Consider the following 13603-nt stretch of genomic DNA (forward strand, 5'->3'; position numbering starts at 1 on the left):
GTCAGTCGATGACCATCACCGCGTCGACCTCGAAGTTGGCGCCCTTCGGTAGGCCGGAGACTTCGATGGTGGAACGGGCCGGGTACGGGGCCTGGAAGTAGTCCTGCATGACCGCGTTGACCTTGGCGAACTCGCCCAGATCGGTCAGGTACAGGCCCAGACGCACGACCTTGTCCAGCGAGCCGCCAGCGGCTTCGGCCACGGCCTTGAGGTTGTCGAAGGCGCGGCGGGCCTGTGCTTCGACGTCGCCGGCGCCGACGATGTCGCCGGTGGCCGGGTCGAGCGGGATCTGGCCGGAGAAGTACACGGTGTTGCCGGCGCGCACGGCCTGCGAGTACGGGCCGATGGCGGCGGGGGCCTTTTCGGTGTTGATGATCTGGCGGGACATGGGTCGCTCCGGTGCTTGGGGGAAAACAGAGCGGTGATTGTACCGGGTGGGCGCGGCATCGGCTGGGGTCGGATCCGTTTCCCGGCGGGAAACGGCTCTGACCCCGTGCATGCGATCGGGTCACGCGATGGGGTCAGAGCCCTCTCCGTTGGAGAGGGATCCGACCCCGGATCCGAAGCAGGGTTATTGGCGGCGTACCGATTGCACGACCGACAGGCGGCGCAGGCGGCGCATCACTTCGGCCAGGTGGTTGCGGTCGCGCACCTGGATGTTGAACGCCAGCACGGCGGCGTTGAAGTCGCGGTCCAGGTAGTCCACGCGCTCGATGTTGGAATGGCTCTGGGCGATGGCGGCGGCCAGCTGCGCCAGCACGCCGGTGCCGTTCTCTACTTCCACCACCAGCGAAGTGTCGTAGTCGCCGGAAACGGTGGTGTCCCAGCCGATCGGCACCCAGCGCTCGGGCGACTTGCGCAGCTCGGCCAGGTTCGGGCAGTCCATGCGGTGCACCACGATGCCCTTGCCGGCGGTGTGGTAGCCCATGATCTCGTCGCCGGGAATCGGCTGGCAGCAGCCGGCGAAGGTGACCACGCCGCGCTCGCTGCCGTTGATCAGGATCTTCTCCTGCGAATGGTGGCGCGAATGCGGGCCGCCACGCAGTTCGGCGTAGGCCATCAGCGCCTGCGCGGCCTGGGTCGGCATCCAGTTGCCCAGCGCGACCTCGGCCAGCAGCGCCTCCAGGCGCGGGAAACGATGCTCGGCCAGGAACGCATCCAGGCGCCCCTTCGGCAGCCGTTCCAGCGACGAATCCATCGCCTCCAGCGCACGGTCGAGCATGCGGTGGCCCAGCTGCACGGCATCTTCGTGTTCCAGCTGCTTGAGCTGGTGGCGGATGGCAGTGCGCGCCTTGCTGGTAACCACGAATTCCAGCCACTGCGGTTTCGGCGTGGCCGAGCGTGCGGTGATGATCTCCACCGACTGCCCCGACACCAGCTTGGTGCGCAGTGGCACCAGCTTCTTGTCAACGCGCGAGGCCACCGCCATGTTGCCGACATCGGTATGCACGGCGTAGGCGAAATCGAGCGCGGTGGAATTGCGCGGCAGGGCCAGGATCTTGCCCTTCGGGGTGAACAGGTAGACCTCGTCCGGGAACAGGTCGACCTTGACGTTGTCGAGGAACTCCAGCGAAGAGCCGGCAGCGCGCTGCGAGTCGATCAGTTCGACGATCCAGGCGTGGGCACGGCTCTGCGCGCTGTTGGGCGAATCGCCACCAAACTTGTAGGTCCAGTGCGCGGCCACGCCGCGCTCGGCGATCAGGTCCATTTCCTCGGTACGGATCTGCACTTCGATCGGCGAGCCATACGGCCCGAACAGCACGGTGTGCAGCGACTGGTAGCCGTTGGCCTTGGGAATGGCGATGAAATCGCGGAAGCGGCCATCCAGCGGTTTGAAGGTGGCATGCACCGAACCCAGCGCGTGGTAACAGCTGGGCACGCTGCGCACGACCAGGCGGAAGCCGAACACGTCCATCACCTGGTCGAAGGATTTGTTCTCGTCGCGCATCTTGTTGTAGATGCTCCACGGGGTCTTGATGCGGCTGATCAGCCGATGCTCGATCCCCTCCTTGGCCAGGCGCTGCGACAGCTGCACTTCCACCTGCGCCATCGCCTCGCGGCGCACCACCGGCTGGCTGCGGATGTGTTTTTCAATGATGGCGTGGCGCCACGGGTAGAGCGCCTTGAAGCCGAGGTTCTGCAGCTCGCTCTTGACCAGGCTCATGCCCAGGCGCTGGGCGATGGGTGCGTAGATCTCCAGCGTCTCGCGGGCGATGCGGCCGCGCGCTTCGCGGCTCTGCGCGCCCAGCGTGCGCATGTTGTGCAGGCGGTCGGCCAGCTTGATCATGATCACGCGCAGGTCGCGCGACATCGCCAGCAGCATCTTGCGGAAGCTCTCGGCGGCCGCTTCCTGGCGGTCGCGGAACTTCAGCTTGTCCAGCTTGGTCACGCCGTCGACCAGTTCGGCCACGGCCTCGCCGAACTCGGCAGCCAGCGCCTCGCGGGTGAGCGGGGTGTCTTCGATGGTGTCGTGCAGGATCGCGGCGATCAGCGCTTCCACGTCCAGGCCGAGCTCGGCCAGCACCTGGGCCACGGCCACCGGATGGGTGATATAGGGCTCGCCCGACTTGCGCGTCTGCCCAGCGTGCGCGGAGGCACCGACTTCCCAGGCACGGCGCAGCAGCGGCAGCTGTTCCGGCGGCAGGTAATGGGCGGCGCGTTCAAGCTGGAGGACGTAGTCGGGTACGGCGGCAGCGGGGGCTGCGGCGACCTTGGCAGTGGGGCCTGGGTTCATGCCCGAAGCCTATTCCAGCGCGACGTTTACGGCAAATCCTGAATGCGAAACAGCCCGCACGGGGCGGGCTGTTCGGCGATCCAGCAATGACGTTGATCGATGCGATCAATCGTCGTTCTTGGACATGTCTTCGTCGGCGACCACTTCGGCGGCAGCCCACTCCAGCGCTTCGCGCTCGGCGCGCTCACGCTCGGCCTTCTCGACTTCGTCGATCAGCGCGTTGTCGATCTTGCGGGCGGCGATTTCGCGCAGCGCCAGCACGGTCGGCTTGTCCTCGGTCTCGCTGTTGTCCAGCGTGGCCTGCACGCCGTTGGCGAGCTGGCGGGCACGCTTGGATGCCATCATGACCAGTTCGAAACGGTTGTTAACGACTTCCAGGCAATCTTCTACGGTGATGCGGGCCATACGGGCTCCCGGCGACCGGTCGGCCGCTCAGTCGAATGAGGGAAAGGGGACGGAGTGTACTGGCAGGAGCTGGACAAAATCAAGCCAACCCCCACCCGATTCTTTTGGAATCAGTCAGTTGCACCCGGATCGGGGGTCAGCAACGCCTGGATCAGGCTGGCGTGGCGGACCTTCTGGGCCTCCCGTCGCAGGCGGCTGGCGGTGAAGATGGCGCACAGCTCGTCCACCGCAGTGTCGAACACCTCGTTGACGATGACGTAGTCGAACTCGTTGAAGTGCAGCATTTCATCGCGGGCCGCGCCCAGGCGCTGGGCGATGACCGCCTCGCTGTCCTGGCCGCGCTTGCGCATGCGGTCCTGCAGGGCCTGCTTGGATGGCGGCAGGATGAACACGGTAACCGTGCCCGGCACCAGCTGGCGCACCTGCTGCGCGCCCTGCCAGTCGATCTCCAGCAGTACGTCCTGGCCGGCGGCCAGCTGCGGCTCCACCGACTGGCGGGCAGTGCCCTTCCAGTCGCCGTGCACCCAGGCGTGTTCGAAGAAGTCGCCGGCGGCGATCATCTGCTCGAACTTCTCGGCACTGACGAAGTGGTAGTGCTGGCCATTCACTTCACCGGGGCGCATTGCGCGCGAGGTGAAGGAAATCGACAGGGCGATCTGCGGGTCACGCGCCAGGGTGGCATTGACGATGCTGCTCTTGCCGGCGCCAGACGGGGCGGCCACGATGTACAGCGTGCCGCGCGCAACGGTGTCCGACGGCTTCGACGGGGCGCTCATGCGGGGGATCCAACGGTTTGATTTCGCAAACTTTTTTCCTCGGTGTTCCAGGTCCGGCGCGGCGGATCGCGCCAGGACGGCGGGGGCTGCGCGGAACATCCTGGAACCAGGCCCGGCAGACGCTTCCCCGGGGTGCGGGCACGCAACTTTACCAGAGGCGCCCGTTTGCGCGCCTGCCCGGCAGGCGCCGGGCCTTGTGCCACATGGGTATGCGGGTGCCTGTGCTATAACCGGGCCGTACCCAACGACAGCCCGGAGGCCTGCGCCTCCCCGCCATCCCAGGAGAACGGCATGCCATCGATGAGCCGCCGCCAGTTCCTGAAAGTGACCGGGACAACCCTGGTCGGCTCCAGCCTGGCATTGATGGGCTTCGCGCCCGGCATCGCGCTCGCGGAGGTCAGGCAGTACAAGCTGACCCGCGCGACCGAGACCCGCAACACCTGTACCTACTGTTCGGTGGCCTGCGGCATCCTGATGTACAGCCTCGGCGATGGCGCCAAGAACGCCGAGCCGAGCATCTTCCATATCGAAGGCGACCCGGACCATCCGGTCAACCGCGGCACGCTGTGCCCGAAGGGTGCCGGCCTGGCCGACATCATCCACAGCAAGTCGCGCCTGCTCTACCCCGAGTACCGGGCACCGGGCTCGAACGAGTGGAAGCGGCTGAGCTGGGACGATGCGCTGGACCGCATCGCGCGGCTGATGAAGGAAGACCGCGACGCCAACTTCGTGCAGAAGAACGAGGCCGGGCAGACGGTCAACCGCTGGCTGACCACCGGCATGCTGGCGGCCTCGGCCACCAGCAATGAAACCGCGGTGCTGACCCACAAGGTCGTCCGCTCCCTCGGCATGCTGGCATTCGACAACCAGGCACGTGTCTGACACGGCCCGACGGTGGCAGGTCTTGCCCCGACGCTAGGCCGTGGTGCGATGACGAATCACTGGGTCGACATCAAGAATGCCGACCTGATCCTGATCATGGGTGGCAATGCCGCCGAGGCGCACCCGTGCGGGTTCAAATGGGTGACCGAGGCCAAGGCGCACAACAAGGCCCGGCTGATCGTGGTCGATCCGCGCTTCAACCGCTCGGCCGCGGTGGCCGACGTGTACGCGCCGATCCGCACCGGTACCGATATCGTGTTCCTGGGGGGCCTGATCAACTACCTGTTGACCGAGGACCGCATCCAGCACGAGTACGTGCTGAACTACACCGACATGTCGTTCCTGGTGAAGGACGAGTTCGCCTTCAAGGACGGCCTGTATTCGGGCTACAACGAAGAGAAGCGCAGCTACGACCGCTCCAGCTGGGACTACGCCTACGGTGACGATGGCTTCGTGCGCAGCGACCCGACGCTGAAGGACCCGCGCTGCGTCTACAACCTGCTCAAGCAGCACTATGCGCGCTACACGGTGGAGATGGTCGAGCGCATCTGCGGCACTCCGGCCGACAGCATCCGCCAGATCTGGGACATGATCGCGTCCACCGCCGTCAAGGACAAGGCGATGACCATCCTGTACGCGCTGGGCTGGACGCAGCACTCGATCGGCGCACAGAACGTGCGTGCCGGCACCATGGTGCAGCTGCTGCTGGGCAACATCGGCGTGGCCGGTGGTGGCATGAACGCGCTGCGCGGGCATTCCAACATCCAGGGCCTGACCGACATCGGCCTGATGTCCGACCTGCTGCCCGGCTACCTGACCCTGCCGAAACAGGACGAACAGGACTACGACGCCTACATCGCCAAGCGCACGCAGAAGCCGCTGCGCGCCAACCAGATGTCGTTCTGGCAGAACTACCCGAAGTTCCACGTCAGCCTGATGAAATCGTGGTGGGGCGACGCCGCCACCGCCGACAACAACTGGTGCTTTGATTACCTGCCCAAGCTGGACAAGCCGTACGACATGCTGCAGGCGTACGAGCTGATGAACGAGGGCAAGATCCATGGCTACATCTGCCAGGGCTTCAACCCCCTGGCCTCGGCGCCGAACAAGGGCAAGCTGATCAGTGCGTTCTCCAAGCTGAAGTTCATGGTCAGCATGGACCCGCTGGAAACCGAGACCATCGCCTTCTGGCAGAACCACGGTGCGTTGAACGACGTCGACCCGAGCACGATCCAGACCGAAGTATTCCGTCTGCCGACCACCTCCTTTGCCGAGGAGAACGGCGCGGTGGTGAATTCCTCGCGCTGGCTGCAGTGGCACTGGAAGGGGGCCAACCCACCGGGCGAAGCGCGCAGCGACATCGAGATCATGTCCGAGCTGTTCCATCGCATCAAAGCGATGTACGAGAAGGATGGCGGTGCGTGGTGGGAGCCGGTACGCGACCTGGCCTGGAAGTATTCCAACCCGGAGCTGCCGACGCCGGAAGAACTGGCGATGGAGTACAACGGCAAGGCGCTGGTTGACGTGTTCGATCCGAAGGATCCGACCAGGCTGGTGCGCAAGGCCGGCGAGCAGCTGGCGACGTTCGGCGACCTGCGCGACGACGGCAGCACCGCCTCCGGCTGCTGGATCTACATCGGCGCCTGGGGCCCGACCGGCAACATGATGGCGCGGCGTGACAACAGTGACCCGACCGGCATCGGCAACACCCTGGGCTGGGCCTGGGCGTGGCCGGCCAACCGCCGCGTGATGTACAACCGCGCCTCGTGCGACGTCGCCGGAAAGCCATTTGATCCACGGCGCACGCTGCTGGCGTGGAACGGGAAAAACTGGGGCAGCGTGGACGTGCCCGACTTCAAGGCAGACGAAGATCCCGCCGGCGGAATGGGCCCGTTCATCATGAACCCGGAGGGCATCGCGCGCTTCTTCGCCAAGGCCGGCATGGCCGAAGGCCCGTTCCCGGAGCACTACGAACCGTTCGATACACCGCTGCGCAGCAACCCGCTCAGCCCCGGCCAGGCACTGACGCTGAACAACCCGGCAGCGCGCGTATTCGCCAGCGATCGTGCACAGATCGGTTCGCCGGACGAGTTCCCGCATGTGGCCACCACCTACCGCCTGACCGAGCATTTCCACTTCTGGACCAAGCACGGCAAGCTCAACGCCATCATCCAGCCCGAGCAGTTCGTCGAGATCGGCGCGGCGTTGGCCGACGAGCTGGGCATCAACAACGGCAGCCGCGTGCGGGTCAGTTCCAAGCGCGGCCACATCGAAGCGGTCGCCATGGTGACCAAGCGCATCAAGGCCCTGCAGATCGATGGCCGGACCGTGCACCAGGTGGGCGTGCCGATCCACTGGGGCTTCCTCGGTGCGGCCAAGCCCGGATACATCGCCAATACGCTGACCAACGCCATCGGTGACGGCAACTCGCAGACGCCCGAATCGAAGTGCATCCTGGTCAAGGTCGAGAAGGTGTAGGAGACACGCCATGTCACTGCAATCCCTGGACATCATCCGCCGCTCGGCCACCACCACGCCCTCGCCGGAGGCACGTGGTGCGCACACCGGCCAGGTCGCCAAGCTGATCGATGTGAGCAAGTGCATCGGCTGCAAGGCCTGCCAGGTCGCCTGCATGGAGTGGAATGACCTGCGCGACGAAGTGGGCAGCTGCGTTGGCAGCTACGACAACCCGCCCGACCTGAGCGACCAGTCGTGGACGGTGATGAAGTTCCGCGAGTACGAGGATGAGAAGGGCAAGCTGGAGTGGCTGATCCGCAAGGAAGGCTGCATGCACTGCAGCGATCCGGGCTGCCTGAAGGCCTGTCCGTCGCCCGGCGCGATCATCCAGTACGCCAATGGCATCGTCGACTTCCAGGAAGAGAACTGCATCGGCTGCGGCTACTGCGTGACCGGTTGTCCGTTCGACGTGCCGCGCATCTCCAAGAAGGACCACAAGGCCTACAAGTGCACGCTGTGTTCGGACCGGGTGGCGGTGGGCCAGGAACCGGCCTGCGTGAAGACCTGCCCGACCGGCGCGATTACCTTCGGCAGCAAGCAGGCGATGACCGAGCATGCGGCCGGACGCGTGGAAGACCTGAAATCGCGCGGCTACGAGAATGCCGGCCTATACGATCCGCAGGGCGTCGGCGGCACCCACGTGATGTACGTGCTGCAGCACGTGGACAAGCCGGAGCTGTATGCCGACCTGCCCAAGGACCCGCGCATCAGCCCGATGGTGGAGGTGTGGAAGGGCGTGGCCAAGCCGCTGGGCGTGCTGGCGATCGCCGCCACCGCCTTCGCCGGCTTCCTGCATTACATCGGCATCGGCCGCAACACGGTCAATGACGAGGAAGAAGAGGAAGCCGAGCACGAGGCGAAGAAGATCGAAGAGGAGCAGCGGCCATGAAGTACGCCCCGCACCCGCGCCAGATCATCCGCTACCGCGCACCGACCCGCATCAACCACTGGATCGTGGCGATCTGCTTCGTGCTGACCGCGCTGTCCGGGCTGGCGCTGTTCCACCCTGCCCTGTTCCCGTTGACCCAGCTGTTCGGTGGCGGCCCCTGGACGCGCATCCTGCATCCGTTCATCGGGCTGGCCATGGTGGTGGGCTTTGCGCTGCTGGCGTTCCGCATGTGGCGCGACAATCTGCCGACCGCCGACGATCGCGCATGGATGCGCGGCATGCGCGATGTACTGCGCAACGAGGATGAGAAGCTGCCGCCGGTGGGCCGTTTCAATGCCGGCCAGAAGCTGCTGTTCTGGGCCATCATCGGCTGCCTGTCGGCGCTGCTGCTGACCGGCTTCGTGATCTGGCGGCAGTACTTCAGCCACTTCTTCCCGATCGGGGTGATCCGCTTCTCGGTGCTGGCCCATGCGCTGTTCGGCTGGGTGCTGGTGTGCGCGATCGTGGTGCACATCTATGCGGCGATCTGGATCAAGGGCTCGGTGCGGGCGATGACCCAGGGCAAGGTGACCTATGGGTGGGCGTACAAGCACCACCGGCAGTGGTTCAGGGACATCCTGCGTGGACGTCGGGAAGAGGGTTAGCGGCAGGGCCTGCGGCCCTGCACCCGCAGAGGCAAGGTCAACGTCAACGTCAACGTCAAAAGCGGGCTTCCTGAGGGGTGGGGGAGTGGGTCCGGTTGCGGGGGACGCCGTCAACCCGTCCTTGGGGGGTTGGCCGCGGCATCCATGCCGCGGACACCCCCGCAACCGGACCCACTCCGCCTTCGACAGTTTCCCGCTGCTGTCGGAATGGCATGAGCTGCTCTTGGTGGGTGTCGACCTTGGTCGACACGATGAACATGGCAACGACCGAAACCGGTTTTTGTAGAGTCGAGCCGTGCTCGACTGCTTTGCTCGACTGCGTTGTTTGAACACGCTGGACGCCAGCGCCGACAACGGCGAGGATGGAGGCTGGTTCTTCTGGCTGGCCCTGCATGGCGCAACGCATCCTTGAACCCGGTGAGATCGAGACGCTCGCCTCGCGCGATGTGCCGCGCATCATCCTGCCCGATATCGAGTCACTGTTCGCTGAGCGCGCGACGCGCCTGCGCAGCCTGGCCGCGCACAGTGCCATCGGCGGTTACCTGCAGCTGCTGGCGGCGTTGGCCGATGCACAGCAGGCGCTGCTGGATGAGCTGACACCGCAGCAGCGCGAGGCGCTGCAGTCGCAGGCGCGTGCGCAGCAGTCGAGTGCGGCGGCCGGTGCCGGCATGCCGTTGCGGCCGGCCAACACGCTTCAACTGGATGGATGCTGGCGCGACTGGCTGCGCACGCTGTGCCAGCACTGTGCCGACGAAACGGGGCTGCCGCTGGAAACCCGGCAGGAGCTGCAACGCGTCGCCGCGGCCGACGACGCCTGGCTGGATGCGCAGGCGCACGCGGTGCTGGAGCGCGATGACGCGCCGTCGGTGGATGCGGTCGCTGCGCTGCTGGTGATGAACGCACTGCAGGTTTACTGGGCGGTGCTCGCAGCCAGCTTCCGCCCTACCGACCTGAAGCCGCTGGCTGATGCGCCAGGGCTGTGCCCGCTGTGCGGCACGTTGCCGGTGACCAGCGTGGTGCAGGCACGCCCACCCTATGCGTCCTACCGTTACCTGTCGTGCTCGCTGTGCGCCTGCCAGTGGCATTACGTGCGCGTGCAGTGCAGCCAGTGTGGTGCCGCCGGCAAGGACATCGCCTATCGCGCCCTGGCCGATGTGGACGGCGACAGCGGCGAGGCGGTGCGCGAGAGCGCGGTGCGTGCCGAGACCTGCGACCACTGCCACAGCTACCGCAAGATCCTGTATCTGGAAAAGGACCCGTCACTGGAGCCGGTGGCCGATGACCTCGGCACGCTGGCGCTGGATCTGCTGCTGGCCGAGGAAGGCTATGCGCGTGCCAGCCAGAATCCTCTGCTGTGGCAATCCGACGGCGATTGAGGCGATGACAGCCATGCCCCCCGCCCCGGCATCGGCCGCCGCCCTGCCCTCGCTGGACCGGGTGCTGCGCCTGCCTGCACTGGCGCCACTGATCGAAGGCCACGGTCGAAGCCGCATCACCCAGCTGCTGCGTTCGCACCTGCAGGTGCTGCGTGAGCGTGTCAGCGCCAGCCAGTTGTCGACCGCGCAGCTGCAGGAAGCGGTCGACGGCCCGGCGCTGGTGGCAGCGGTCGAGGCCGCACTGGCAGCCGATGCACGGCTGGACCTGCAACCGATGTTCAACCTGACCGGCACCGTACTGCATACCAACCTGGGTCGCGCATTGCTGCCCGAGGCCGCGGTGCAGGCAGTCACCCGCGCGATGACCGCGCCGGTCGATCTGGAGTTCGACGTCATCCGTGGCCGTCGCGGCGACCGCGATGCGCGGGTACAGGCATTGATCTGCGAACTGACCGGCGCCGAAGCGGCCACTGTGGTCAACAACAATGCAGCAGCGGTCCTGCTGCTGCTCAACAGCCTGGCCAACCGCCGCGAGGTGGTGGTGTCGCGCGGCGAGCTGGTGGAGATCGGCGGCGCTTTCCGCATCCCGGATGTGATGCGCAGCGCGGGCGCGCGGCTGCTGGAAGTAGGTACCACCAACCGCACCCATCCGGCCGACTTCACCAACGCCATCGGCGCGCGCACAGCGCTGCTGATGGAGGTGCATGCCAGCAACTACGCGATCAGCGGATTCACTGCCAAGGTCGACACGGCGGCGATGGCCACGATCGCGCACGAACACGGCCTGCCGCTGGTGGTGGACCTGGGCAGTGGCAGCCTGTGCGATCTGGCCACGTTCGGCCTGCCGCACGAGCCCACCGTGCAGGAAACACTGGCGGACGGCGCCGATCTGGTTTCGTTCAGCGGCGACAAGCTGCTGGGTGGCCCGCAGGCCGGCATCATCGCCGGTCGCGCCGACCTGATTGCACGGATCAACCGCAACCCGCTGAAGCGGGCACTGCGCATGGACAAGATGGGCCTGGCCGCACTGGAAGCGGTGCTGGCCCTGTACCGCGAACCCGAGCTGCTGGCACAGCGGCTGCCGACACTGCGCACGCTCTCGCGCACGCAGGATGACATTGATGCGCAGGCCCAGCGCCTGCTGCAGCCGATGCGTGCCTCGCTGGCGGCGGACTACACCCTCGAGCCTGCTTCGATGCACAGCCAGATTGGCAGCGGCGCGCAGCCACAGGCGCAGCTGGCCAGCGCCGGACTGCGCATTACCAGCGCGCGCCGTGGCGGACTGGATCGCCTGGCCAAGCGCCTGCGTCAGCTGCCGCGACCCGTGCTGGGCCGCATTGCCGATGACGCGCTGTGGCTGGACCTGCGCTGCCTGGAACCGGCCGACGAAGCCGACTTCCTCGCCCAGTGGAGCACGCTGCAGGCATGATCGTCGGCACCGCCGGGCATATCGACCATGGCAAGACCAGCCTGGTACGCGCACTGACCGGCATCGAAACCGATCGCCTGCAGGAAGAGCGTACGCGTGGTATTTCCATCGAGCTGGGCTACGCCTATGTCCCGGTGGAAAGCGGGGACGTCGAAGGCCCGGCCGCGACCCTGGGTTTCGTCGACGTGCCGGGCCACGAGCGCTTCGTGCACACGATGGTGGCCGGCGCCACGGGTATCGACGTCGCCCTGCTGGTCATCGCTGCCGACGACGGCGTGATGCCACAGACCCGCGAACATCTGGCCATCCTGCAACTGCTGGGCGTGAACCGCGGTGCGGTGGCGCTCACCAAGATCGACCGTGTGGATGCGGCGCGCCTGGCCCGGGTCGAGATCGAGGTCGCTGCCCTGCTGGCCGGCACGCCGCTGCAGGATTCCCCTGTGTTCACCTGCAACAGCACCGCACCCGACGATGCTGGCATCAACGCGCTGCGTACCCAGCTGCACGCGTGGGCGGCGGACGACGCCAGCACGCGCCAGGCCGAACTGCGCAGCGAGCTGTTCCGCATGCCGGTGGACCGCGTGTTCTCGCTGGCCGGCCACGGAACGCTGGTGACCGGCGCAGTGCACGGCGGCATCGCCTCGGTGGGTGAGCATCTGCAGCTGGTGCCGGCCGCCACTGAAGTGCGCATACGCAGCATCCACGCGCAGAACCAGGCCAGTGACCACGCGATGGCCGGGCAGCGCTGCGCGCTGAACCTGGCGGCCATCGCCCGTGATGACATCCGCCGCGGTGACTGGATCGCCGACGCACGCGCACTGCTGGCCACCACCCGCGTTGATGTGCGGTTGCGGCTGTCCGCGTTGGCCGCACCGTTGCGCGACTGGGCACCGCTGCATATCCACTGGGGCACGATGCACCGGCAGGCCCATGTGGTGCTGCTGGAGGACCATGACCACGGTGATGGGCAGTTGGTGCAGCTGGTGTTCGATGCTCCGGTCTGTGCGATGTGTGGCGATCGCTTCATTGCCCGCGATTCAGCGGCCACCCACACGCTGGGCGGCGGCCTTGTGCTCGATCCGGACCCGCCACAGCGGCGCCGGCGCAGTCCTGCACGGCTCGCATGGCTGGGAGCCCTGGAGCAACTGGCCGCGGGTGCGGGAATCGGCCCACTGTTGCAGCAGGCGCCCTTCGGCGTTGCCATGGCCGCGCTGCAGCGCTACTGCCGGCGCGCCGCCGACCGGATCGATCTTCCTGCAGACACGCGACGCATCGTCACCCGCGAAGACACGGTAGTCATCCTTGTCCCGCACTGGCAGGCATTGCGCGAGCAGGTGATCGCCTCACTGCGTGGATGGCATGAGCGACGCCCGGACGAACCCGGTGTCGACAGCGGCCGCCTGCAGCGCGGCACCCTGCCCGCGCTTGCAGCGAGCCTCTGGAATGCGCTGCTGCAGGACCTGCTGGACGACGGCAGCGTGCAACGCGTGGGTGCCTGGTGGCGCCTGCCCGGGCATGACCATGCGCCACCGGAACGCGAGCGTCTGCTGCTGGAACGCGTGCTGCCGCAACTGCACGCCGGTCGCTTCGATCCGCCGTGGGTGCGCACCCTTGCTGCCGAGATCGGCCTGGCCGAAGACGAAGTCCGCGCCGTCCTGCGCCGCGCCACCGCACGTGGCGAGCTGTTCCAGGTGGTGCCGGACCTGTTCTATGCCCCCGCACGCATTGCGGAACTCGCCGCGATCGTCGCGCAGCTGTCACAGGCCAGCGGCACGGTGGATGCAGCCAGTTTCCGCGATGCCATCGGCCTGGGCCGCAAACGCAGCATCCAGATCTTGGAGTTCTTCAATCGCGTTGGCTACACTCGACGCGTCGGTGACCAGCATCGGCCGCGCGGCGACCTGCAGTGGAACGCAGCCCGCGACTGAGCCCACCGGTACCGCCGTACTTT

10 protein-coding genes are annotated in these 13603 nt (G+C 66.6%); 6 read left to right on the forward strand and 4 right to left on the reverse strand.

All coding sequences use genetic code 11. The features are described 5' to 3' along the window. Position 1: 1 nt before the first annotated feature. The 4 genes from AC5P6S_RS03055 to gmk form a co-directional block, all read right to left on the reverse strand. Positions 2 to 388: a RidA family protein gene (locus AC5P6S_RS03055; RefSeq protein WP_005410875.1), complete on the reverse strand. Its 387-nt coding sequence runs from the start codon at positions 386 to 388 to the stop codon at positions 2 to 4. Between the two features lie 183 nt (positions 389 to 571). Beyond that, on the reverse strand, positions 572 to 2734 hold the full coding sequence (locus AC5P6S_RS03060; protein ID WP_005410876.1) for a RelA/SpoT family protein: 2163 nt from the start codon (positions 2732 to 2734) through the stop codon (positions 572 to 574). A gap of 105 nt (positions 2735 to 2839) precedes the next feature. After that, the gene (gene rpoZ, locus AC5P6S_RS03065; protein WP_005410877.1) at positions 2840 to 3139 is read right to left on the reverse strand and encodes a DNA-directed RNA polymerase subunit omega; all 300 of its coding nucleotides are present in this window, start codon (positions 3137 to 3139) and stop codon (positions 2840 to 2842) included. Positions 3140 to 3249: 110 nt separating this feature from the next. Then, positions 3250 to 3915, reverse strand: coding sequence for a guanylate kinase (gene gmk / locus AC5P6S_RS03070; protein WP_019661981.1), 666 nt, complete (start codon positions 3913 to 3915; stop codon positions 3250 to 3252). Positions 3916 to 4206: 291 nt separating this feature from the next. Between gmk and fdnG the strand changes: the two genes are divergently transcribed. The 6 genes from fdnG (at position 4207) to selB (ending at position 13580) form a co-directional block, all read left to right on the forward strand. Beyond that, a complete protein-coding gene (gene fdnG / locus AC5P6S_RS03075) occupies positions 4207 to 7275 on the forward strand; it encodes a formate dehydrogenase-N subunit alpha (protein WP_171953540.1) in 3069 nt (1022 codons plus the stop codon). A 10-nt stretch (positions 7276 to 7285) separates the two neighbouring features. Next, positions 7286 to 8203: a formate dehydrogenase subunit beta gene (gene fdxH / locus AC5P6S_RS03080; RefSeq protein WP_005410881.1), complete on the forward strand. Its 918-nt coding sequence runs from the start codon at positions 7286 to 7288 to the stop codon at positions 8201 to 8203. Then, a complete protein-coding gene (locus AC5P6S_RS03085) occupies positions 8200 to 8847 on the forward strand; it encodes a formate dehydrogenase subunit gamma (protein WP_005410882.1) in 648 nt (215 codons plus the stop codon). The genes fdxH and AC5P6S_RS03085 overlap by 4 nt, the downstream gene beginning before the upstream one ends. Before the next feature lie 392 nt (positions 8848 to 9239). Then, positions 9240 to 10223, forward strand: coding sequence for a formate dehydrogenase accessory protein FdhE (gene fdhE / locus AC5P6S_RS03090; protein WP_012481156.1), 984 nt, complete (start codon positions 9240 to 9242; stop codon positions 10221 to 10223). Positions 10224 to 10227: 4 nt separating this feature from the next. Further along, a complete protein-coding gene (gene selA / locus AC5P6S_RS03095) occupies positions 10228 to 11652 on the forward strand; it encodes an L-seryl-tRNA(Sec) selenium transferase (protein ID WP_495204470.1) in 1425 nt (474 codons plus the stop codon). Beyond that, positions 11649 to 13580, forward strand: a complete 1932-nt coding sequence (selB, locus tag AC5P6S_RS03100; protein ID WP_049407058.1) for a selenocysteine-specific translation elongation factor — start codon at positions 11649 to 11651, stop codon at positions 13578 to 13580. The genes selA and selB overlap by 4 nt, the downstream gene beginning before the upstream one ends. Positions 13581 to 13603 lie beyond the last annotated feature (23 nt).

It is taken from the genome of Stenotrophomonas sp. YJH_SMC_119, from assembly GCF_059368315.1.